We start from the raw sequence: 24,168 nt of genomic DNA on the forward strand, positions 1-24,168 counted from the left end.
CATTTAAGTTTTTATAATTCTGACAAAAATCGTAGATGTAGCAAGTCATAATGTGACAAATTATTCGCTCTATGCTCTGTATAATCATGAGCAAGGAGTGATAGAGCTATGCAATTTGTAATTTATGCGATTAAACAAGAAGTGTGTGAACACTATTATTATAAAGTAGAAATAATAAAGCGATTTTTTGAAGAATGCTTACGTGCCCCTCATTCTGGGTTGCTTCAGAAGCAATTAGATTATATAACGGAAGATTTCTCGTATAAGCAATGGTTTGCGGACCGCTATAAAGGCTTGCGCAACATACCATTCTCTATTAATGCGAACGGGGAATTATTCAAACGCGGGCAAAATTATGATATCATTATCAAAAAGAATGGCAGTTGTCTATTACAGTGTGACAGTCTCTGGCAAGCAGAACGAGTGTTATTTCAACCACTAAGAATGTGCGATCAGTCGTTTTTTATTGTAGAAGAAAGTGGAGAGCATTATGGATGGATTTCCCCTCTTTCAAGTCAGCGCTTGTTATCGTAGAATGCTCTATTGTATTCGTGTGAGCATTTTACTATACTGTTATGGGAGACAAAACGAAGGAGGAAGACGTAGAGATGACTTTAGGCATAGTGTGGGTAATTATTATTGCCGTCTTGGCCCTCGTTGGTGGAGCAGCCCTGGGCTTTTTCATCGCGAGAAAATATATGATGAACTATTTAAAGAAGAACCCGCCAATTAATGAACAAATGTTACGTACCATGATGATGCAGATGGGACAAAAACCATCCCAGAAGAAGATCAATCAAATGATGCGGGCTATGAACAACCAACAGAACAAATAACAAGTCGAGACCTTCTCTTTCATACCATATGGAGAGAAGGTTTTTTAATGGATAGATGTGTTTCAGTTAGGGCAACCTTCATGGTATGTTCACAACTGATTCATCGTTTTTTTAAATTTGATTTGATACAATAAGATTTGAGTCGATAAATGGGGGGCGTGTTATGACAGATGTAAATATTTTGTTAGCTTTTGGGGCTGGCTTTCTTTCCTTTATATCACCATGTGTTTTACCTTTGTATCCCGTGTTTCTTTCCTACATAACCGGAATGAGTGTAAATGAGTTAAAAGAAGATAACGGTATGCTTAAGAAGAGAAGTATGGCTCATACCATTTTATTCTTGCTCGGTTTTACCACGATTTTTATAATCTTAGGTTTTTCTGGGTCGTTATTTTCACAATTTTTTATTCAAAATGAAGAAATTATTAGAAGGCTGGGAGCTATTCTTGTAATTTTCTTTGGTTTTGTGATTATTGGGGTATTCAATTTTAAATTCCTAATGCAGGATCATAAGATTACTTTTAAAAATCGGCCAGCCGGCTATATAGGCTCCTTTATTATCGGTCTTACGTTCTCGTTAGGCTGGACGCCTTGCATGGGGCCGATTTTGGCTGCTGTTCTGGGGCTGGCTTCAAACAGTCCCGAGTTATTTCTCGTTATGATGATTTCTTACTCCCTGGGCTTTTCTATTCCGTTTTTCGTTTTATCCTTCTTCGTTGGAAAATTAGACTGGATTAAACGACATAGTGGAAAAATCATGAAAATCGGAGGGTATATTATGATTCTGATGGGGATTGCCTTATATTTTAATTGGATGGCGAAGCTGACTTCTTATCTAGCCGGTTTATTTGGCTTTCAAGGCTTATAAATCGTAGCATTCCATTGGATTTTATATTATGATGAAGATATTGAAACAGTATAAGGAGTTTAATTATGACTAGGACGAATGATTTAATCTTAAGAACAACTACATCCCTTATTGCGTTCATCCTGTTCGGGTTCTCAGCCTATTTATTTTTTGCCGGCCACAATGCACCTGGGGGAGGCTTCATCGGCGGATTGATGGCTGCAGCAGCACTCGTGCTCATGTACATGGCTTATGGACTCAATGCGATGGAGAAAGTTATTCGTGTCAACTTTCGGTACATGATCTTCACCGGATTATTAATCGCTGTGGCTACAGGGATCGGATCATTTATATTTGGAGAGCCATTTTTAAGTCACACTTTTGCCTATTTTCAGTTGCCTGTTCTAGGCCGGACAGAGCTTGCTACAGCCCTGTTATTTGATTTAGGTGTATATTTGACGGTGATCGGGGTTTCCATGACGATCATTTTGGCTGTGGCAGAGGATCAGGAATAACTTTTGCCAAAGAGAATCTAAGGCGTCAGGATTTTAAACGCCCTTTAAAGGAATGTAGTCCATGAATGTTGAGCAAAATTGATCAGGAATCGGAAGAAAGAGTGAAAACTTTATGTTTTGGATAATTGCAAGCACAGTAGTAGCTGCATGTATGGCCACGGTCATGATCTTTGTCCGTCTTAGGGCAGCTAAAAAGCCTGCCAGCGTAAAAAAAATCATTTTACCGCCGCTTTTTATGAGTACCGGGGCATTTATGTTTTTATTTCCAGCTTTCCGCGTAGAGTGGGGACAAGTTGCAGAGGCTGTTTTAGTAGGTGTGATCTTTTCTATTTTTTTGATTCGCACCTCAAAATTTGAAGTTAGGGAAGATAACATCTATCTGAAACCTTCAAAAGCATTTGTGTTTATTTTATTTGGTTTATTGATTTTACGGATCATACTTAAATTAATCATAGGTCAGACTATAGCTTTTGGAGAAATGAGCGGTATGTTTTTCTTGCTGGCTCTTGGAATGATTGTCACATGGCGATTAGCTATGTTGAGACAGTACTTACAACTAGAAAAAACGTTATAAATGACGAATGTGAAAGCCTCCTTTTCAAATAATAAGGAGGTTTTCTTCTTTTTTAAAAGGAAAATAAAAAGACCGTACCGGGTTTAAGCGGTCCGATCTTTTTATCGTTCTAGCAGAGGGTGGTAGGGTGTAATATCGATTTCTTTTTCCTGCAGCTTCTTGATTAGAAATTTGTGATCCCGTTTTGGGGTTGCGAGGATATAGCCTTCTATGATGATCTCTTGTGTAATTTTAGAGCATTTCTTTTCCAGAGCCACCTGTCCAATCCTGCCTGCTATTTTCTGTTTGGCTACATCACGGAAGAGTTCCGGAACAGGAGACACAAGTTCTTCAAGCAAAGCTTTTTGATCCGTATTCCACATATGAATAGTCTGGTCAATATAATGCTCTTCCCAGTCAATCGTGGACTTTCCGTCTTCTTTTGGCATCCGCTTAAGGAACTTACGAAACATGAAAAAGCCGCCAATTCCCATGAGAACAACCATGATGACAATCCACCCGATAATAAATAGGGCAAAGCCACCTGACATACAATCACCTGTTTCATTATTGTGCTTATTCTTTCTGCTCCTATAATTATAAAACCATTGGCAAAGAAAGACAAGCGGTTATCTTGTCGTCAGGAAATTATCAAATATTTGCGCTATGATCTAAGAAAACTGTCGTTATAACAAAAATGGTGTCTAATTATTTTACATATTAATCGTTTTCATTTAAAATAGATGGTGCCTATTTGTGAACTTTCATGAAAAAAGGAAGCAAATGTACAAATTTGGGGAATGGGGATGCTGATATACAGCTCACCATTGAATTTTGATGAGGGGGTAAAAGGAATATGGCTAGCAACGCATTTAATGCTCGCAAACAATTCGACTTAAATGGCAAAACGTACAACTACTACGATCTAAAAGCCTTAGAAGATGCGGGACATGGCAAGATTTCCCGTCTGCCTTTCTCCATTCGTATTCTGCTTGAGTCTCTGCTCCGTCAACACGATGGACGCGTGATTCAGGATAGTCACGTGGAGAGTCTAGCAAACTGGGGAACTAGTAAAGCAAAAGGGGAAGATGTTCCATTTAAACCTTCCCGTGTTATCTTACAGGACTTCACAGGTGTTCCAGCTGTTGTTGACCTTGCTTCACTTCGTAAGGCAATGGTTGATATGGGAGGAAGTCCAGATAAAATCAACCCAGAGGTACCGGTGGATCTAGTTATTGACCACTCTGTGCAAGTCGATAAATATGGTACGGCTGATTCATTGGATATTAATATGGAACTAGAATTCGAACGTAACCAGGAGCGTTATGAGTTCCTTCACTGGGCTCAAAAGGCATTTAATAACTACCGTGCTGTTCCACCTGCAACTGGAATCGTTCACCAAGTAAACTTAGAATACATTGCAAATGTCGTTCATGCGAAGGAGAACGATGAAGGCACTGTTGATACTTATCCAGATACACTTGTCGGTACAGACTCTCATACGACCATGATTAATGGCCTTGGTGTTCTAGGATGGGGTGTTGGTGGTATTGAAGCAGAAGCAGGAATGCTTGGCCAGCCATCATACTTCCCTGCACCAGAGGTTATCGGAGTTAAGCTGAACGGCAGCTTTCCACAAGGAACCACTGCAACTGACTTAGCACTGAAAGTTACACAGAAGCTAAGAGAACAAAATGTTGTTGGAAAATTTGTTGAATTCTTTGGACCTGGCCTGCAGGAAATGCCGCTTGCTGACCGCGCAACGATTTCAAACATGGCACCAGAATATGGGGCTACATGCGGGTTTTTCCCGGTTGACGGCGAATCTCTAGAATACATGCGTTTAACAGGACGCAGCGAAGAGCAAATTGAACTTGTCGAAAAATATTGCAAAGAAAACAATCTTTGGTATGATCCATCTCTAGAAGATCCAGATTTCACTTCACTGGTGGAAATTGAATTAAGTGATCTTGAACCTAACCTATCAGGTCCTAAGCGTCCACAAGATTTAATTCCGCTTTCTCAAATGAAGGAATCCTTTAATAAAGCTATTACTGGTCCAGCTGGTAACCATGGCTTTGGGCTGGATGAGTCTGAATTTGATAAAGAAGCTGAAGTACAGTTCGAGGATGGCAAGAAAGCTGTCATGAAGACAGGCGCATTAGCTATTGCAGCCATTACTTCATGTACAAACACTTCTAATCCGCACGTTATGCTTGGTGCCGGATTAGTAGCTAAAAAAGCAATTGAAAAAGGTCTTGAGGTGCCTGGATATGTGAAGACTTCACTTGCACCAGGTTCTAAAGTTGTTACGCGTTACCTTGAGGATTCAGGGTTAATGCCGTACTTGAACCAATTAGGGTTTAACCTCGTTGGGTACGGTTGTACAACATGTATTGGTAACTCTGGTCCACTGCTTCCTGAGATTGAAAAGGCGATTGCTGATAGCGATCTGACAGCATCTTCTGTTCTTTCAGGAAACCGTAACTTTGAAGGACGTATTCACCCGCTAGTGAAAGCAAACTATTTGGCTTCTCCGCCACTAGTTGTTGCTTATGCCCTTGCTGGTACGGTTGATATCGATCTCAAGAAAGAAGCTCTAGGCACAGATAAAGATGGAGAACCTGTGTACTTTGATGATATCTGGCCAACACAGGAGGAAATCAAGGCTGAAATTTCTAGTGCTGTGACACCCGAAATTTTCCGAAAAGAATATGAAAATGTCTTCAACTCTAATGAGAAGTGGAATGAAATCGATACTACAGACGAACCGCTTTATGACTGGAATGAAGAATCTACTTATATCCAGAACCCGCCGTTCTTCGAAGCGCTATCTCGTGATCCAGAAACGGTTAAACCTCTTAATGGCATGCGCATAGTTGGTAAATTTGGTGACTCTGTTACAACCGACCACATTTCTCCAGCAGGTGCGATACCTAAAAATATGCCTGCAGGGGAATACCTTCAGGATAAGAATGTTTCACCACGAAACTTCAACTCTTACGGTTCACGCCGAGGAAACCATGAAGTGATGATGCGCGGTACGTTTGCGAACATTCGTATTCGTAACCAGTTAGCTCCTGGTACTGAAGGTGGCTTCACAACGTACTGGCCGACTGAAGAAGTGATGCCGATTTACACTGCAGCAATGAAGTATAAAGAGGATCAGACTCCGCTTGCTGTTATTGCTGGTGACGATTACGGAATGGGAAGCTCTCGTGACTGGGCTGCTAAAGGAACAGATCTTCTTGGCATTAAGACGGTTATAGCTCAAAGCTTTGAACGGATTCACCGTTCTAACCTTGTGATGATGGGCGTATTGCCATTGCAGTTTAAAGATGGAGATACGATTGAATCTCTAGGATTAACGGGTCGCGAATCTATCGATGTTCAAGTTGATGAATCTGTTAAGCCGCACGATTTAGTCAAAGTAACGGCAACAGATGAAGAGGGCAACAAGAAAGAATTTGAAGTCATTGCCCGTTTCGATAGTGAAGTAGAGGTAGATTACTATCGTCATGGTGGAATTCTTCAAATGGTACTACGTAATAAGTTAAGCTAAACAGCATCTAAAAGGACCGCTCATTTTGAGCGGTCCTTTTTTATGAATTATTTTCAAACAATGATCATCAACGCTTTACAAGGTAATGGTATTATTTATATTGTTATGTATATAGGATTACTCTACAAAAACATGCTGACTGCAGATTGATAGTTCGGCATAATTATTTTGGTTTCAATAGGCATGTCTGCTAGTTCGCTATTGTATGTATAAATAGAAGCGTTCTTTCTATAGTCGGTCGATAAATACATAAAGGATGGGTGATTAATGGGAAAACAAATCGGTGCGGGGCTTTTTTTGGTTGTACTACTAGGGATGGTCGTTTTTAATATGGTTACGGAAGAAGAGAAGGACCCTGCTGAAGGTGAGGCTGAAGAATATAATGTTTCAGGTGATCCTTCACAAGAGGGTACAGCCATCACCCCGCCTAATGCACCTGACGGCCTTGAAGTCGGCGAGAAGGCACCAAATTTTACATTAAAGACACTTGATGGAGAAACGTTAAGTTTATCTGATTTACGCGGCGAAAAAGTAATGTTGAACTTCTGGGCAACATGGTGTCCGCCATGCCGTGAAGAAATGCCGAGGATGGAAAGATTTCATCAAAAATACGGTGATGAGATAAAGATTGTCGCTGTAAATGCAACTGGGTCGGAAAGCAGTATAAAAAAAGTGAAAAACTATATTCAGGAAGGCGGCTACACTTTTCCAGTAGTCTTAGATAAGGAACTGAAAGTAAATAACGATTATCAAGCTATTGCCCTTCCGACAACGTACTTTATTGGAACAGACGGGGTCATTCAACAGCCACGTAAAGTGGGTCCGATGAGCTACGAATACATGGTGAAAATGATGAATGCGTTAAATTAGGAATATTTTGTGTAACATATGGGAATCCTTTGTTCATAAAGGAGAGATTCACATGAGAAGAAGACAAAATATATCCTACACTGAACGAGTCCGGGAAAATATTCGTTTAATTAAAGAAGATGAAAAGTTATTAGACCAAATCGAAGAAAGAATTGAACAGCGACATCGTAAACGTATGAAGCAGATCCCTTCATAAAACAGGGATCTGCTTTTTTCTATGCGAGTACTGAGGCCGGGCAAGTTAATCTACATAAGAGAGCGACTATGTTAAAATAAGGAACGGTAATAATTGGGGCTGCAGGACGTTATGTATCCGTTACCTTCTACTATACTCTATTACATACTTCCTTGAAGGGATGTGAAATCATGGATGAATCCGTCCTGAAACATTGGACAAGTCTGGATATGGTACCTCCCATTACAGAAATTGAAGCATTGCGTCTGATGGATGCTGAGACCGATCTTGAACAGGACATCAAAGCCCGTCTTTATATCGTGCTCGCCTATTATCGCATGCAGCGTCATCAAGACAAGGATCCTCTTGCTGATCAGTTTATTGAGGAAGCGAGGGTAATTCAACCTGATAATCCATTAGTTCGTGATCTATATGAATCCATTCAGCTGTTAAGAGCTTATCGAATCTTGAAAGATACGTCTTATGAACAATGGCTGCTCCACGAAACAGATCACGATTCTACTAAAGGAAAAAAAGCACGAGTTATGTACAGTGATGTGGATATGGTTCAGCAACAATGGGATGAAGAGCTCGCCACTAAAACTCTTATTGATGCAACTAGTCATAGACTTAAACTTTATCAAGAAGTGTATGAGCACTTATCAGTGTTAAAGGCTATTTTGACAGAGGCTCTCGATTCCATTGAGCACCGCCGGATTCAGATTCCGGTCAAACAAGTAAATGAAAAGACGAGAAAGCTTAGTGAATACCAGGATGAATTGTATCGACATTTACCGTCATTTTTAACACTCTCTGTCGATGTTAATCCAATTGAGTCGCTTAAGAACATGGTAGGTTTGCATGACGTAAAAAAATATATGAAGAGATACTATCAATTTTTAAAATATCAACAGCAGCGCCGGAGCTTTGGTTTCTCAATGGTGGATGACCCCGGTCTTCACATGATTATTACAGGAAATCCCGGCACAGGGAAAACGACGATCGCTCGCTTACTTGCTAACATTTACTACGATCTAGGTATACTTGATACGAGAGATGTAGTTGAGGTTAACCGTTCCCATCTCGTCGGTTCATATGTAGGCCAAAGTGAAGAAAATACGCTGAATTATGTCCAACAGGCAATCGGCGGTGTTTTATTTATTGATGAAGCCTATAGTTTGAAGAGAGAAGGGCAAACAGGGAACGACTATGGTCAGGCAGTTATAGATACACTTGTATCCGCGATGACGGGCAAGGAATATGGCGGGAAATTTGCTGTTATTCTAGCTGGGTACCCGGAAGAAATGCGTCAATTTCTATGGTCCAATACAGGTCTTCGGAGCAGGTTTCCAGAGCAGAATCATATCGAGCTTCCAGATTATCAAATGGATGAGCTGCTTGAAATTGCTGAATCGATCGCTCTTGAGAATGACTTCTTTTTTACAGAAAAGGCGCTACGGTTATTTGAAACACTCATAGAAAAAGAACGAGTCGATGATTCATTTGGCAATGCGCGAACGGTGCGTAATCTTGTATTAAAAACCATTTTCCAAAAGGGTGCCTCTGAACAATTAGAGGATAAGCACCACTGGCTTGATCATATGAGGATTAAAGAGGAAGATTTAAGCTTTGATAACAATCTGGACGAAGCATCAACGTCACCTATGGAACGTCTACAGTCGTTAATTGGTTTAAATAATGTCAAAGAAGAAGTGAGAAAACTCTCGGCATTTGTACGCTCCCAACAAAAAAGGAAAGAGCGAGGCTATCCAGTTGTACCGATTCAACTTCATTCCGTGTTTTCTGGAAACCCCGGCACAGGGAAAACAACCGTTGCAGATATTTATGCTCAGGTTTTAAAGGAATGTGGTTTGTTAAAGAGGGGCCATGTTGTGGTCGTCTCAAGAAGTGATCTCGTTGCCGGCTATGTGGGGCAAACAGCGATCAAGACGAAGCGAAAAATCCGTGAAGCGTTAGGTGGAGTACTGTTTATTGATGAGGCTTATGGATTATATAATGGCGGGCGGGATGATTTTGGCAAAGAAGCCATAGAAACCTTAGTTGATGAGATGACCCGTCATAATGAGAACCTCGTTGTTATATTAGCTGGCTATCAGCAAGAGATGAAGCAACTGATTGCCAGTAATCCAGGACTATCATCACGATTTAAAAAGTATTTATTATTTCCGGATTATAATGAACAGGAACTGTTAGATATGTTAATGTATCAAACTTCGCAGTATAGGTACGGACTGGCTGATGACGTTGAACCCTATTTATTAAATCAGTTTCAATCACACACGATAGAGGGGAATGGCCGGTTTATCAATAATCTAGTAAATGAAGCGATTCAATACCAGGCCATTCGTTTAATGGAAGAAGAAGGCGATGGCTGGAATACGTTAACGTTGAATGATCTAACAAATGCATGGCACAACGTTCGGAAGGAGTCATAAGAATGAAACAGAACAGGACTACCATTAAGGTTCGCTATCAGGAAACAGATATGATGGGGGTCGTGTACCATGCCAATTACTTAGTGTGGTTTGAGATGGGACGAACGGCATTTATTGAAGATCTAGGCTTTAAGTATCATGAAATTGAACAGCAGGGGGTTTACTCCCCGGTAGTTGATGTCTCGATCCATTATAAAAAACCCGTTCGTTATGGTGATGATGTTCACGTGTTAACATGGGTAGAAGAGTATGACGGACTGCGAATCACATATGGCTATGAAGTGAGACACGAAGGTGGGGAAGTAGCTGTAAAAGGAACGACTAAGCATGTGATTGTAAAGCAGGACAGCTTCCGTCCGGTTTCGATTCGTAGAAGTTTCCCGGAGTGGCATGAAGCCTACCTTCAAGCCATGGAGCCACAAGCGTAATGGCTTTTGGGGTAAAAAGACAGGAACTGCAAAGCTGGAAAAGACGGGTTCAACACGGTGAAATTGCCTTCTTAACTCATTACTGGATTGATGAAAGGTTCCCTGGTTGTGATACCGTCACAAAGGTCGGCTGCTCAGACATCAACAAACTGATCGAGTGGGGCAAACAATATAAGCTTCAGAGGGAGTGGATTCATTATGATCTTTCCTATCCGCATTTTGATCTGTTTGGAAGCCGACAATATTCCATTTTAGAAAGTGAACATCAGTGGGAACAAATTAAGAGATTTTCGTTAGATAAAAAGTAAGACGCCGTCATGGGACGGCGTCAATTATTTTTCGTAACTAAATTTAGGTTCATCCCATTTTTCGTCTAAGGAAACTTTTAGTGAATGCTGATCAAAATACCATTCATCATCTTTTTCAATAAAGTATTCAATATGGTTCACTTTCGCCGTGGCGATAGGATCTTTCATGTCATCTTCGCGAATAGCCAATGAAAATCCTGGCTGTAAACCGCCAACTCCACCATAGCGAACATAAAAGCGTATGGATGTTTCCTCATTGATTTCTAATTCATCCTCATACCATTTGGCTGCATCTTCTGTTACAACTAAATTCATAAGCTCATCTCCTCATCAAAGCTTCGTATAATCTTGTCTATCCTTAAACAGGCTCGGATAAACCTCATAACAGAACACACGTCCAGACTTAACGTTCAGACTCTCTCTTACTGCGATGATCTTTGAGTGGAACTGGATCAAAGCCTCCTTTATGAAAGGGGTGGCATTTCAGCAAGCGCCGGAGCGTCAAGTAAGTACCTTTTAACAAACCAAATCGTCTTAGAGACTCAAGACTATATTCTGAACAAGTCGGTTGAAAACGGCAAGTAGGTGGTGTCATCGGACTGATAAACTTGCGGTAAAACGTGATGGGACCGATTAAGATATACTTCATAAAATGATCCTTTACTAACGAGTCTTTTCTTGTTTTTTATCATAACTTAAAGTGGCAACTGCGTCATGTAAATGAATGGATTCTTCATTACGACAGCTCACTTCAAAAGCCTCAACAAAGCTGTACTCATACAAATCAGCGGCAACAAGACGGACGATATCTTCAACAAAGCGAGGGTTCTCATAAGCTTGCTCTGTGACCATTTTCTCGTCCGGTCGTTTTAATACGGGGTGGATCCTCGCACTAGCATTGCTTTCAGCCGCTTCCAGTAAAGCAGCTTTCCAATCGATCTGCTGTTCATCAAAGTCTTCAGTAAGTTTTACACTCATCGACACATTGCCGCGCTGGTTATGAGCACTATATTCACTAATCTCTTTAGAGCAAGGGCATAGCGTAGTTATTTTACCAGTCAGTTCAACCGTCACATCATATCCAGTAGTGTGATCGTAGAGTACTTTGATCGTGGCATCGGCATGGTTCATTCCAGCTAAGTCAGAATAGGGTCCTTTTCTTTCAAAAAACCATGGGAAAGATACCTCAACTTCTGCATCTTCCTGTTTCAAGCGACCAGCCAGTTCTTTTGTAAACTTCTTCAATGTCTCAATATCAATAGCAAATCCTTCATGATGATACTTATCGAGCTGCTCAGTAAAGCGGCTCATATTGGTTCCTTTGCTTCCTTGAGCGATCGATGAGCCAAAGGTGAATGTTCCAATCGTCGTTTGAATTTGCGGGACAAGCTGACTCGGAATTTGAATGGGGTGCTTTACATTGGAAATACCTACCATGTCGATGTTAAATAAGAAATCTTTTTTGGAGTTTTGTAAATCAACCATCTTCTCTTTTTGTTCAGGTTTTGTACGGGGACCTGGATCCACAGAGCCGAAAAGTTTATGTCGTTCCTTCTTTGAAGGGAGTTGTTTGTTTTTATTCAATTCAGTTTGGTTCATAGCGATGACTCCTTTTTTGACCTTCGTTATACGTCAAAGTATACAATATGTAGCAACAATTATACAATTTAATGCTTTTGTGATGTGTGATCATTCTACACTTTTCACAAGAAAGAAGTCTACAACAGTTCACCTGTTATAGACTTCTTTCACATCCAAGTTATTTTTGGTTCTGTTTTGTTTATAATCCGTTTGATGTTTGCCAGGTGGCGATAGATTACGAACAATGTAAATAGAGCAATGAGAATGGTTAACCCATAGTCCTGAAATAAAATAGAAACGACCACCGAGACAATTCCAGTAATCATGGAAGATAGTGACACATACTTGCTAATATACAGGACGAGGAAGAATGTTGCTAACATAATAATAAAAATGAGCGGATTAATTCCTAATATGACTCCACCTGAAGTCGCGACTGCTTTCCCGCCTTTAAATCCTGCAAACAGTGGATACATATGACCTATTACAGCAAATATTCCAATTACCAGAGTGATAATATCGGCGCCCATAATAAAGGGGAGTGCCGTGGCAAATGTTCCTTTTAACATATCCGCACTGGTCACGAGCAAGCCTGCTTTAATGCCTAATACGCGAAAAGTATTAGTTCCTCCAAGATTGCCGCTTCCGTGTTCACGAATATCGATACCGAAGCCTAGTTTACCAACAAGCAGACCTGAGGGTATGGATCCAAGTAAATAGGCTATGATGATGTAAATGACGTACTCCATGCTGTACAACTCCTTAAGTCTTGAAGAATCGGGGTAAGGGAGACTCAGGCGGTACATCCCTTTTTTATATAGTTTATCATTATATACGTCGTGAAAGAACAACAAAATAACCGAGCTAACCTGCTTTTATTTTCTTTGCGATGAACATCCTTTATGATTAATCTAGAAAGGATCGTATAAATATGAATCGCAAAAGGAAAGTATGGCTCTGGTGTTTTGTTGGATGTTTGATGCTGCTCGGTGCCATCATTTGGTTATATCCCTTCCCTTCTCACGAAAAGGTTGAGTTTTCCTCTGATAAGCACTCTTTGTTTTATGAAGGAAAGCGCTCGGAAGTTCATGGGATAATGAAAGATGACCGCCTTTACATCCCTGTTGAATATATCCGGCAGGATTTGAATAAACCTGTCGTTTATGATCAGAAAAGTGAGTCAATGATCATGACCACCGCACAAAATGTTTATCAAATTACCGTTGAGGAGCCGTTTTATAAAAAGAATGATAGATTAATAGAACTTTCTTACCAAGCTGGTCTCGAAACGGATGGAGATCGCTGGATAGCTGCGGAATTTCTTCAAAATATATATGCTTTATCTGTTAGGACATATCCAAATGGCGCTGTCCATATCTTTCCTCAAGGGTTTGAAAAGAAATCTGCAGAGATTAAATCAGGTACAGAAGAGTATGGACTAGCTGTCAGAAGTGAACCTACTGTAACGTCATCCTATTATACCAGTCTGCAAGGATTAGACAAGGTTACCGTTCTCCAGGCTTCTCAAATGGTTTTGATCCTGACCTAACTTCCAAGGTATTGCCTTCATACGAGAAAAGGACGAAGATGATTCACCAGCTGTTGCGTCTGGCAAAAGAGAATAACCTGGATGGGATTAATTTGGATTTTGAAAATGTCTATGAGGAAGATGGGGAATGGTTTACACAATTTGTAAGGGAACTCACACCTCGAGCTCACAATCAAGGATTAGTTATATCAGTAGATATTACGTTCATTTCAAACAGCAATCAATGGTCAGAATTTTATGAGCGCGCTGAGCTCGCAGAAGCAGCTGACTTCTTAATCGTAATGGCTTATGACCAGCACTGGGCTACTTCCCCTCAAGCAGGCAGTGTAGCCAGTCTTCAATGGGTGGAACAAAATTTGCAAGAATTACTTGAGGTCGTGCCAAATGAACACCTTCTCTTAGGTATCCCTTTATATACTCGATTGTGGGAGGAAAACAATGGGGAAGTAAGTTCTACTGCTTTAACAATGGAAGAGGCTGAACGCTGGGTGAAAGAGAAAGGTCTAACACTTGAGTTAGCTGGGTCAACCGGTCAGGAATATGTACAGGCGACAATCGATGGTACCACTTATAAAATGTGGCTGGAGAATGAAACATCCTTGGGAAAACGGATAGGTCTCATGGAAAAATACAAGTTGGCGGGGATTGCCTCATGGAGCATTTATTTTGCTGATCAAGAGGCATGGGAATTTATTAACGAGCAATTATATAAAAAGTGAAGCTTGTTCATCTGTCGCAAAACCCCGAAATGTTTTGAATTATGTAAATGTGGGAAGATATAGTTGATGTTTTATAAAGAAAAGAGGGGGAAGGTCATGATTACGTTTAAGGATGTGACGAAAACATATCCTGATGGCACCACAGCCATTAAATCTATTCAATTAGAAGTACAGGAAGGAGAATTATTAGTCCTGATTGGGCCGAGCGGATGTGGTAAAACAACGACGATGAAAATGGTTAATCGTTTAATAGAACCTACAGAAGGGTCTATCATGATACATAACAAGGATATTAGGGAGTATAGTATTCACGAGCTCCGCTGGAATATTGGTTATGTACTTCAACAGATTGCTCTGTTTCCGCACATGACGATAGAGGAGAATATCTCCATCGTTCCCGAAATGAAAAAATGGAAGAAACAAGCCTTATCGGAGCGAATCGATGAATTATTAAATATGGTAGGATTAGACCCTGCCACCTATAGAAAGCGTAAGCCAAGTGAACTATCCGGCGGGCAGCAGCAGCGGATCGGTGTACTGCGCGCTTTAGCAGCCGATCCTGATATCATTCTGATGGACGAGCCGTTCAGTGCACTCGATCCGATCAGCAGGGAACAGCTGCAGAAAGACATTAGACAATTGCAGCAGGAGATTAAAAAAACGATTATTTTCGTCACCCATGACATTGACGAAGCGATGGCAATCGGGGATCGTGTTTGTTTAATGAGAGAGGGGGAGATCGTTCAGCTTGATCAGCCTCAGAACTTGATTTTACACCCAGCAAATTCGTTCGTTGAGGACTTTATAGGGGAAAAGAAATCTCCCTGGCAAACAGCGATTGATGTCATCATCGACCAAGCAAAGCCACAAGTATACACGGTAGACGACTATGTAACAGGGAAAATTCCGCAAGAAGGAACGTTTGCTATTAAATCCAACAAAGGCCAGTTTACATTTGGGCTTCATCATGGCGAGAAAGTAGATCTCCCTGTGCTAAGTCATGATATGTCACTGCGAGAAGCCACCCAAGCTTTTGAGGACGTGGATTACCCGCTGCTCCCTGTAGTCCAAAACGGGGAATTAATTGGAACGCTTTCTTATAAGGATATGGTGCTTCACCTCAAGAAACAAATTAAAGCAGACAACGGGGTGGTACGCACATGAATACTTTTATCGAAGTGTTTCAACAAAGACAAGATGTTTTATACGAGAAAATTTGGGAGCATTTGCAGATTTCTATTATTGCCCTGGTTATTGCTACTTTAATTTCGGTACCGCTAGGGTTGCTGTTAACAAGAAATCAGCGGGTTGCTGAGCCTATTATAGGGGTCACGGCCATCATGCAGACGATCCCGAGTCTGGCTGTATTAGCTTTTTTGATTCCTTTTTTCGGAATAGGTAAAACGCCAGCGATCATTGCTTTATCAGCTTATGGACTGTTACCGATTATAAGGAATACGTACACAGGAATTAAAGAGGTCAGTCCGGCCTTGAAAGAAGCCGCTACAGGGATGGGAATGAGCTCGTTTAGAAGGCTTTCGAAAGTAGAGCTCCCGTTAGCTATGCCTGTAATTATGGCAGGTATTCGAACATCAATGGTTTTGATTGTCGGAACCACTACGATTGCAGCATTGATCGGAGCTGGCGGATTGGGTGACTTGATTCTGCTCGGCCTTGACCGCGGCGGTGATATCAACTTAATTTTATTAGGTGCGATTCCAGCAGCATTACTTGCCATTTTATTAGATTTTATCCTGCGTTTATTTGAACGAACATCAGCTAAATCTGGCTTTAGGTCACTTGTGAGTTTACTTGTCATTGCAGCTTTAATTGCTGTAGGCCCGTTAGCCTTTGGAGGAAAAGCACAAAATGATTTAGTCGTCGGTGGAAAGCTCGGTTCAGAGCCTGCCATCCTGGCTAATATGTATAAATTATTGATTGAGGAAGAGACGGATTTAAACGTTGGGTTACAGACAAATTTAGGGAAAACGGATTTGGTCTTTAGTGCCTTGCAAGAAGGAAGTATTGATATTTATCCTGAATTTACAGGAACTGCGCTTGTTACTTTATTAGGTCAACAAGCGAAAAGTAATAACCCTGAGGAAGTCTATCAGCAGGCTAAAAAAGGTATGGCTGAAGAATTTAACATGGCCTATTTGAAGCCGATGCAATTTAATAACACGTATGCGGTCGCCACAACTCAAGAATTGGCTGAGCAATATAACCTTGAAACCATAGGTGATCTCAAGCCAATTGAAGAGCAAATCAGCGCTGGCTTTACCCTCGAATTTAAAGATAGGGAGGATGGCTACCAAGGAATGAAAGAAGTTTATAATCTTAACTTTGGCGAAGTGATTACTATGGACCCTGGTTTAAGACAAGGAGCCATTTCCAGCGGAGAAGTAGACATTATCGATGCTTACGCAACCGCTGGATATATGATCGATCTAAACTTAAAAGTCTTAGATGATCCTAAGAACTTATTTCCGCCATATCAAGGTGCGCCACTAATGAGGCAGGAAACACTTGATAAGTACCCACAGCTTGATGAAGTCCTGAACCAGTTAGCCGGTAAGATTACAGGTGATCAGATGCGCCAAATGAACTATGAGGTAAGTTTTGAAGATCGTGAACCTGAACAAGTGGCACGTGAATATCTTATCAGTGAAGGACTATTGGAAGAATAAGGAGGATCAATCATGCTTACAAATCCAGATCAAGAGCAGATTCGAAACCTGTTGGAAGACACCAAAACGATCGCAGTTGTTGGTTTATCTGATAAGCCTCATCGTACATCTTATCAAGTTAGTGAAGCCATGCAGCGTGCTGGATATAAGATCATCCCCGTAAACCCTGCCATAACGGATTCTTTGGGGGAAAAAGCTTACCAGCAACTTAGTGATGTAGAAGGACCGGTTGATATCGTCAACGTGTTCAGAAGATCTGAATTCCTTCTGGGTATCGCGAATGAAGTGGCAGAAATGGATGTTAAAGCTTTATGGGCTCAACAAGGGGTTATCCATCAGGATGCCCCTGAAATTCTAAACGATCATAAAGGGCTGTTGATTATGGATATGTGTATTAAAGTGGCTCATTCAATTCTATCCGTTAAATGAAAATTTTTAGGAAAATCCCTGCTATAGCAGGGATTTTTTCGCGGGGTTTTTGATAAATTTATTTGCGTCTTGAAATAAAACCGCTACAATATAACAAGTGATGTATTTATATAGAGAGTACAAAAGGGTCCTGTGACGATACGGGACGTAGCGTTCGTAGAAGCCCATTTTTATTCGGCAGCATTTTGTATTTTATGCATATGACGTTTACATATACGAACAATTGTTCTAATATGAACCTAGAAGATTGTGTCGTTTTTTTAGAAAGGAGCCGATGGAAAATTGTCGAAGCAAAATCAAACTTATTCAGATGATTCCATACAAGTATTAGAGGGGTTGGAGGCTGTCCGGAAGCGGCCAGGGATGTACATTGGTTCTACGGATCAGCGTGGTCTTCATCATTTAGTTTTTGAAATCGTAGATAATGCTGTGGATGAGGCGTTAGCTGGATTCGGACAGCAAATGACGGTCGTTCTTCATAAAGATGGGAGTGTGTCCGTTAAGGATGAAGCTCGTGGTATGCCTACTGGAATGCATAAGACAGGTAAGCCTACACCTGAGGTCATCCTGACTGTATTGCACGCAGGCGGCAAGTTTGGTCAAGCTGGATATAAATCAAGCGGAGGCTTACACGGTGTCGGTGCTTCGGTTGTTAATGCTTTATCGCAATGGCTGGAAGTCCATATTTGCCGAGATGGAGAGAAGTATTTCCAACGTTTCGAACGTGGCGGGATACCTGTTACGACCCTTGAACATAAAGGGAAAACGCGAAAAACAGGTACCACTATTCGGTTTAAGCCGGATGAAACCATTTTTTCCGTGAAAAAATTCAACTTTGAGACCCTTTCCGAGCGCTTGCGAGAAGCGGCATTTTTATTAAAAGGATTCCGCATTAATTTAGTGGATGAACGTGAAGGAATAGAAGAGTCCTATCAATATGATGATGGGATTGAATCGTTTGTAGCCTATTTGAATGAAGAAAAAGACACACTTCATCCGATCGTTTCTTTCGAAGGAAAACATTCAGAGATTGAAGTGGATTTTGCTTTTCAATTCAACGATGGATTTGCTGAAAGTATTCTTTCCTTCGTCAACAACGTACGAACGAAGGATGGCGGTACACACGAATCAGGTTCGAAATCTGCTATTACCCGGGTGTTTAACGACTATGCAAGACGGGCCCAGTTGTTGAAAGAAAAAGATAAAAATTTAGAAGGAAACGATATCCGCGAAGGATTCACAGCTATTATATCGGTCAGAATTCCGGAAGCCCTTCTCCAATTTGAAGGACAGACGAAGAGTAAGCTGGGTACATCGGAAGCCCGGTCTTCTGTGGATGCGGTTGTTGCTGAACAGCTTTCATACTTCCTTGAAGAAAATCCAGATGTTGCCTCGATGCTTATTAAAAAAGCCATCAGGGCTAAAGAGGCAAGAGAAGCAGCAAGAAAAGCACGTGAAGATGCTAGGTCAGGTAAGAAGCGGAAGCGGAAAGATGCATTGTTAAGTGGCAAGCTCACTCCTGCCCAATCCAAAAATGCAGCCAAAAATGAATTATATCTCGTTGAGGGGGATTCAGCCGGCGGGTCGGCCAAGCAAGGCCGTGACCGTAAATTTCAGGCAGTGCTCCCCTTACGAGGCAAGGTCATCAATACGGAAAAAGCAAAGATTGCCGATATTTTTAAAAATGAAGAAATCTCAACGATTATTAATACTATTGGTGCCGGTGTGGGCGGTGATTTTGCATTAGAGGATTGTAATTATGATAAAATTGTTATTATGACAGATGCCGATACGGACGGCGCCCATATCCAGGTACTGTTGTTAACTTTCTTTTATCGATATATGCGTCCCTTAGTAGAAGCAGGTAAAATATTTATCGCTCTTCCGCCTTTATTTAAAGTTTCAAAAGGAAAAGGGAAGAAAGAGAAAACCGAATATGCCTGGGATGAAGGTGGCATGCAGAAGCTATTGAAAGAATTTAAAAATGGCTACACGATTCAACGATATAAAGGATTAGGTGAGATGAACGCTGGTCAGCTGTGGGAAACGACGATGAATCCGGAGACGAGAACATTGATTCGAGTCACGATCGATGATCTGGCCCGAGTGGAACGTCGGGTCACTACGCTGATGGGGGACAAGGTAGAACCTCGCCGTAAATGGATTGAATCCCACGTTGCTTTTGGTCTTGAAGACGAAGCAAACATTCTAGAAAACGATAAAATCCAGACATAAAAGGGGGATTTTCTGTTGGCTGAGGCAGAAAAGTTTTTAGATTTACCATTAGAAGAAGTATTAGGCGACCGCTTTGGCCGCTATAGTAAGTATATTATTCAAGAACGCGCACTCCCAGATGCCCGTGACGGATTAAAGCCGGTTCAGCGTCGGATTTTGTATGCGATGCATCAAGAGAAAAATACGCATGATAAGCCCTATCGGAAGTCGGCTAAAACCGTTGGTACCGTTATCGGGAACTATCACCCGCACGGGGATTCATCTGTCTATGAGGCGATGGTCCGCCTGAGCCAGGACTGGAAAGTGCGCAAATCGCTGATTGAAATGCATGGGAATAACGGAAGTGTCGATGGAGACCCTCCCGCTGCTATGCGTTATACAGAAGCAAGGTTATCAAGTATCTCTTCAGAATTACTTAGAGACATTGAAAAAGACACGGTGGAACACATTCCAAACTTCGATGACACAATTCAAGAGCCCACTGTATTACCGGCTAAGTTTCCTAATTTATTAGTCAACGGATCGACAGGTATCTCTGCAGGCTACGCAACGGAAATCCCGCCTCATAACATTGGGGAAGTCATCGATGCCGTGATCATGAAGATTGATAAGCCTGATGCTGACGTAGAAAAGTTAATGACAAAGCTAAAAGGACCTGACTTTCCAACGGGTGGAACCATTCAGGGGATTGAGGGGCTAAGGAAAGCTTATGAGACTGGTAAGGGCAAAATTGTTCTGCGTGGGCGTGCAGCGATCCAGTCCTTACGTGGTGGTCGTGAGCAAATTGTCATTGACGAAATCCCTTATGAAGTAAATAAAGCTACTTTAGTGAAGAGGATGGATGAGCTTCGTATTGATCGAAAAGTAGAGGGTATTTCTGAAGTTCGTGATGAAACAGATCGAACTGGTATGAGGATCGTTATCGAACTAAAGAAAGATGCCAATAGTGAAGGCGTCCTCAATTACTTGTATAAGCATACAGATTTGCAAATCACCTACAATTTTAATATGGTTGCTATCCATGATCGCACACCTAAATTGCTAAGCTTACCGCTGATGTTAGATGCATACATTAAGCATCAGCGTGAAGTGGTGACGCGCCAGTCTTTGTATGATTTAAACAAGGCAAAGCGCCGTGCCCATATTGTGGAAGGTCTTATCAAAGCGATTTCGATACTGGATGATGTGATTGCCACGATCCGAAGTTCAAACGACAAACAGGATGCGAAGAAGCAATTGATAGCGGCCTATGACTTTACAGAAGAACAAGCTGAGGCTATTGTAACCTTGCAGCTTTACCGACTAACCAATACAGACATAACAGAGCTGCAAAATGAAGCAGAGGATCTTAGAAAAAGAATCAATTATTTAGAGAAATTGTTAGCGAGTGAACATGAACTCTTTAAAGTCATCAAGGCAGATCTCCGTGCAATGAAAAAGCAGTATAATGATAGTCGCTTGACACAAATCGAAGAAAAAATACAAGAATTGAAGGTCGATCTTGAGGTAACCGTCGCAAGCGAAGATGTGCTTGTTTCTGTTACAAAAGATGGCTATATTAAACGGACAAGCTTACGTTCTTATGCTGCCTCGAATGGCAAAGATTTTGCTATTAAGGATGGAGACCATATTCTCAGATTGTCTGAGGTCAACACGACAGACAACTTGCTGCTGTTTACGAACCTCGGGAAGTATTTATTTATACCTGTCCACAAGCTTCCAGACATTCGATGGAAAGATCTCGGTCAGCATATCGCAAATATTGTTTCGATTGAGAAGGAAGAATATATTGTAGAGGCATTGCCAATCCGGGAATTTAATGATGGCGAATACTTGATTTTCTTTACGAAAAACGGAATGGTCAAGAAAAGCGACCTGAATTTATATCAGGCACAGCGGCATTCCAAGCCATTAGTTGCGGTAAACTTAAAAGGAGCAGATGAAGTTGTAGATGTCCATGCCACTTCTGGAGATGCTCATTTGTTTATCGCCTCAAATAAGGCTTATGGACTCTGGTATCATGAGGAAGAAGTGAATCCGGTCGGACAGCGGGCAGCAGGGGTAAAAGCGATTCAACTTAAAGAAGGTGAACACATCGTTTCCGGACAAGCATTTGATGCTGCAAAAGACCCGTCTGTCGTCATTACCACCCATCGGGCTGCAGTCAAACGAATGCGGTTGAAGGAATTTGAACAAACTTCAAGAGCGAAACGTGGAGTTATTATGCTAAGGGAACTGAAAAAGAACCCGCATAGAGTCATCGATTTGCATGTCGTTTCAGCTCAGGATCAACTCGTTATAAAAACAGAGAAAGAAGAATTGATTACCGTAAACCCTATGGACTTTAAGGCCAATGACCGTTACAGTAATGGTTCGTATGTTTTAGATACGGAACAAAGCGGTCAAGTAACAGAGGCCTGGGTTCAGCCGGAATATGAAACACCTTTTGCTACAGAAGACGAAAAGTAGCCGCAAACCCTTCTCAATTGGAGGAGGGTTTTTTTCTAATATTGTTTTTTCTGAAAAATGTGATAAACTGAATGTATATTCATAAATGAGGGGATGGTGTATGGCTAAATTACGGGATACAATCATAGAAACGTCTCTCATATTATTTGAACAACATGGCTTCCATGGTGTAACGGTCAATCAAATTGTTAGAGCTTCTCATACATCAAAGGGAGGATTTTATCACCATTTCAAGTCTAAAGACGAGCTTCTTTTTGTCATCCACGATACCTTTATTACATATGTCCTGAAAGAGGCAAAAGCCGCCAACCATACACATACTTCACCTGTTGATAAGATCCAGTCGATCGTCCGTGCTTTCGTAAAAGTATTTGATTTATATAAACCGCATATTTCTGTTTTTTATCAGGAAAATCTGTATTTAAAGCCGAAATATGAAAATCAAATCAAGCAGAAACGCGATCAATTTAAGCAAATGGTGTTGCAAGTGGTGGAAGAGGGACAGCAGCTTGGTCACTTTAGAAAAGAATTACCGGCGATCATTACCAGTATGGCGATTTTAGGGATGGTGAACTGGATATATAAGTGGTATAAGGAAGATGGTGATAACAACATTGAGCAGATTGCCGATGTTTATGTGGACTTAATTCTTCATGCATTGCTGCCGACAGCAGAGGAGGAAGGGTATCGACAAACCATGATACAGGTTCCTTTTTTTTACTCTTCAAAGTAACCGCTTACAGGATTATTTTTTTGGCTAATACAGACCAACTGGTCGGTCTTTCACATTAAGGAGGAGCATTATGAATTTCGAATTAACGAAAGAACAGGAAATGACAAGGAAAATGGTCAGGGATTTTGCGGATGGGGTTATTCGGCCGCGAGCAATTGAAATTGATGTAAATGCAGAGTTTCCAAGGGACATTTTTGATGAAATGGGTAATTTGGGACTGCTCGGTATCCCATTCCCGGAAGAATATGGCGGATCCGGGGGGGATACTGTTTCGTATGCGCTTGCTGTGGAGGAAATTGGCAAGGTTTGCGGGTCAACAGGGCTAAGTTATGCAGCAGCTGTATCCCTCGGAGCGAGTCCTCTGTATTATTTCGGGACTGAGGAGCAAAAGCAACAATACTTAACGCCTCTGGCTAAAGGGGAAACACTTGGTTCTTTCGGCTTAACAGAACCAAATGCCGGATCAGATGCTGGTGGAACGAAAACCCGCGCCGTTCTAGAAGGTGATCAGTATGTTATCAACGGGGAAAAATGCTGGATTACGAATGCTGAGTATGCTGACACCATTACCGTGACAGCCGTTTCAGGAAAAAGGGATGACGGTAAAAATATCATCTCTGCCTTCATTATTCCAAGGGATACACCTGGCATGAAGATTTCCAGTCCCTATGAAAAAATGGGCGTTCGCGGCTCCAACACATGTGAAATTATTCTCGAGGATGTAAAAGTACCAAGAGAAAATATTCTTGGCGACCCTCAGGGTGGTTTTAAACAATTTCTTCATACCCTTGATGGAGGAAGGATTTCCATCGCTGCCTTAGCTGTAGGAATTGCGCAAGCATCATTAGATAAGGCGCTCTCTTATGCAAAAGAAAGAAAACAGTTTGGAAAATCAATATCTGATTTTCAAGCCATTCAATTTAAGCTTTCGGATATGGCTATGGAAGTGGAACTTGCACGAAATATGGTATTAAAGGCAGCCTGGCTTAAGGACCAGAAGAAACCATTTACGAAAGAATCGGCTTATGCCAAGCTATTTGCATCGGAAACGGCCTTCCGATCTGCCAACCAGGCGATCCAAATTCACGGTGGCTATGGGTACATGCGCGAGTACGAGGTGGAAAGATACTTAAGAGATGCGAAATTGCTTGAAATTGGGGAAGGTACATCTGAAATCCAACGCTTAGTAATTGCTCGTCAATTAGGCTGTTAATAT

At 41.3% G+C, this 24,168-nt stretch carries 25 protein-coding genes; 20 read left to right on the plus strand and 5 right to left on the minus strand.

The features are described 5' to 3' along the window. Positions 1-108: 108 nt before the first annotated feature. From sirA to P9989_RS11120, 5 genes are all read left to right on the plus strand, one after another. Entirely contained in the window at positions 109-534 is a 426-nt protein-coding gene (gene sirA, locus P9989_RS11100; protein WP_283074988.1) for a sporulation inhibitor of replication protein SirA, read from the plus strand. A 74-nt stretch (positions 535-608) separates the two neighbouring features. After that, positions 609-836: a YneF family protein gene (locus tag P9989_RS11105; protein WP_283074989.1), complete on the plus strand. Its 228-nt coding sequence runs from the start codon at positions 609-611 to the stop codon at positions 834-836. Positions 837-999: 163 nt separating this feature from the next. Further along, a complete protein-coding gene (locus P9989_RS11110; protein ID WP_283074990.1) occupies positions 1,000-1,704 on the plus strand; it encodes a cytochrome c biogenesis CcdA family protein in 705 nt (234 codons plus the stop codon). A gap of 65 nt (positions 1,705-1,769) precedes the next feature. After that, a complete protein-coding gene (locus P9989_RS11115) occupies positions 1,770-2,198 on the plus strand; it encodes a Na(+)/H(+) antiporter subunit B (RefSeq protein WP_283074991.1) in 429 nt (142 codons plus the stop codon). 112 nt (positions 2,199-2,310) lie between these two features. Further along, the gene (locus P9989_RS11120) at positions 2,311-2,772 is read left to right on the plus strand and encodes a CcdC family protein (protein ID WP_283074992.1); all 462 of its coding nucleotides are present in this window, start codon (positions 2,311-2,313) and stop codon (positions 2,770-2,772) included. Between the two features lie 101 nt (positions 2,773-2,873). Here the strand turns inward: P9989_RS11120 and P9989_RS11125 are convergent, their stop codons facing one another. After that, a complete protein-coding gene (locus P9989_RS11125) occupies positions 2,874-3,302 on the minus strand; it encodes a DUF2621 domain-containing protein (protein WP_283074993.1) in 429 nt (142 codons plus the stop codon). 305 nt (positions 3,303-3,607) lie between these two features. Here P9989_RS11125 and acnA point away from each other — a divergent pair, with 305 nt between their 5' ends. The 6 genes from acnA (at position 3,608) to P9989_RS11155 (ending at position 10,550) form a co-directional block, all read left to right on the plus strand. Next, on the plus strand, positions 3,608-6,313 hold the full coding sequence (acnA, locus tag P9989_RS11130; RefSeq protein WP_283074994.1) for an aconitate hydratase AcnA: 2,706 nt from the start codon (positions 3,608-3,610) through the stop codon (positions 6,311-6,313). Between the two features lie 267 nt (positions 6,314-6,580). Beyond that, entirely contained in the window at positions 6,581-7,183 is a 603-nt protein-coding gene (locus P9989_RS11135) for a TlpA family protein disulfide reductase (RefSeq protein ID WP_283074995.1), read from the plus strand. A gap of 52 nt (positions 7,184-7,235) precedes the next feature. After that, entirely contained in the window at positions 7,236-7,379 is a 144-nt protein-coding gene (locus P9989_RS11140; protein ID WP_283074996.1) for an FbpB family small basic protein, read from the plus strand. A 170-nt stretch (positions 7,380-7,549) separates the two neighbouring features. Continuing rightward, a complete protein-coding gene (locus P9989_RS11145; protein WP_283074997.1) occupies positions 7,550-9,814 on the plus strand; it encodes an AAA family ATPase in 2,265 nt (754 codons plus the stop codon). Between the two features lie 2 nt (positions 9,815-9,816). Continuing rightward, complete coding sequence (locus tag P9989_RS11150; RefSeq protein WP_283074998.1) at positions 9,817-10,242, plus strand: acyl-CoA thioesterase; 426 nt, start codon at positions 9,817-9,819, stop codon at positions 10,240-10,242. After that, the gene (locus P9989_RS11155; RefSeq protein ID WP_283074999.1) at positions 10,242-10,550 is read left to right on the plus strand and encodes a hypothetical protein; all 309 of its coding nucleotides are present in this window, start codon (positions 10,242-10,244) and stop codon (positions 10,548-10,550) included. Before P9989_RS11150 ends, P9989_RS11155 begins: the two co-directional genes overlap by 1 nt. Before the next feature lie 24 nt (positions 10,551-10,574). Here the strand turns inward: P9989_RS11155 and P9989_RS11160 are convergent, their stop codons facing one another. From P9989_RS11160 to plsY, 4 genes are all read right to left on the minus strand, one after another. Beyond that, a complete protein-coding gene (locus tag P9989_RS11160; protein ID WP_283075000.1) occupies positions 10,575-10,865 on the minus strand; it encodes a HesB/YadR/YfhF family protein in 291 nt (96 codons plus the stop codon). A gap of 88 nt (positions 10,866-10,953) precedes the next feature. Next, positions 10,954-11,199 (minus strand): membrane protein insertion efficiency factor YidD, encoded by a 246-nt coding sequence (gene yidD, locus P9989_RS11165; protein ID WP_283075001.1) that lies wholly within the window; start codon positions 11,197-11,199, stop codon positions 10,954-10,956. Positions 11,200-11,213: 14 nt separating this feature from the next. Continuing rightward, positions 11,214-12,149 carry a GTP cyclohydrolase FolE2 gene (folE2, locus tag P9989_RS11170; protein WP_283075002.1) on the minus strand — a complete coding sequence of 312 codons (936 nt, stop codon included), beginning with the start codon at positions 12,147-12,149 and terminating at the stop codon, positions 11,214-11,216. Between the two features lie 149 nt (positions 12,150-12,298). Continuing rightward, complete coding sequence (gene plsY, locus P9989_RS11175) at positions 12,299-12,880, minus strand: glycerol-3-phosphate 1-O-acyltransferase PlsY (RefSeq protein WP_283075003.1); 582 nt, start codon at positions 12,878-12,880, stop codon at positions 12,299-12,301. A 182-nt stretch (positions 12,881-13,062) separates the two neighbouring features. On the opposite strand from plsY, the gene P9989_RS11180 reads away from it, so the two are divergent. The 9 genes from P9989_RS11180 (at position 13,063) to P9989_RS11220 (ending at position 24,165) form a co-directional block, all read left to right on the plus strand. Beyond that, on the plus strand, positions 13,063-13,680 hold the full coding sequence (locus P9989_RS11180) for a stalk domain-containing protein (protein ID WP_283075004.1): 618 nt from the start codon (positions 13,063-13,065) through the stop codon (positions 13,678-13,680). A gap of 38 nt (positions 13,681-13,718) precedes the next feature. Further along, complete coding sequence (locus P9989_RS11185; RefSeq protein ID WP_283075005.1) at positions 13,719-14,399, plus strand: glycosyl hydrolase family 18 protein; 681 nt, start codon at positions 13,719-13,721, stop codon at positions 14,397-14,399. Between the two features lie 96 nt (positions 14,400-14,495). Further along, positions 14,496-15,563, plus strand: a complete 1,068-nt coding sequence (locus P9989_RS11190) for an ABC transporter ATP-binding protein (RefSeq protein WP_283075006.1) — start codon at positions 14,496-14,498, stop codon at positions 15,561-15,563. After that, positions 15,560-17,086 (plus strand): ABC transporter permease/substrate-binding protein, encoded by a 1,527-nt coding sequence (locus tag P9989_RS11195; protein ID WP_283075007.1) that lies wholly within the window; start codon positions 15,560-15,562, stop codon positions 17,084-17,086. The genes P9989_RS11190 and P9989_RS11195 overlap by 4 nt, the downstream gene beginning before the upstream one ends. 12 nt (positions 17,087-17,098) lie before the next feature. Then, positions 17,099-17,515: a CoA-binding protein gene (locus P9989_RS11200; RefSeq protein ID WP_283075008.1), complete on the plus strand. Its 417-nt coding sequence runs from the start codon at positions 17,099-17,101 to the stop codon at positions 17,513-17,515. 282 nt (positions 17,516-17,797) lie between these two features. Continuing rightward, positions 17,798-19,750: a DNA topoisomerase IV subunit B gene (gene parE / locus P9989_RS11205; RefSeq protein WP_283075009.1), complete on the plus strand. Its 1,953-nt coding sequence runs from the start codon at positions 17,798-17,800 to the stop codon at positions 19,748-19,750. 15 nt (positions 19,751-19,765) lie between these two features. Beyond that, positions 19,766-22,219: a DNA topoisomerase IV subunit A gene (parC, locus tag P9989_RS11210; RefSeq protein WP_283075010.1), complete on the plus strand. Its 2,454-nt coding sequence runs from the start codon at positions 19,766-19,768 to the stop codon at positions 22,217-22,219. Positions 22,220-22,319: 100 nt separating this feature from the next. Beyond that, positions 22,320-22,952: a TetR/AcrR family transcriptional regulator gene (locus tag P9989_RS11215; RefSeq protein WP_283075011.1), complete on the plus strand. Its 633-nt coding sequence runs from the start codon at positions 22,320-22,322 to the stop codon at positions 22,950-22,952. Positions 22,953-23,022: 70 nt separating this feature from the next. Next, a complete protein-coding gene (locus P9989_RS11220) occupies positions 23,023-24,165 on the plus strand; it encodes an acyl-CoA dehydrogenase (RefSeq protein WP_283075012.1) in 1,143 nt (380 codons plus the stop codon). Positions 24,166-24,168: the final 3 nt, after the last annotated feature.

Origin of the sequence: Halobacillus naozhouensis, from assembly GCF_029714185.1 — a bacterium.
Classification (GTDB): domain Bacteria; phylum Bacillota; class Bacilli; order Bacillales; family Halobacillaceae; genus Halobacillus_A; species Halobacillus_A naozhouensis.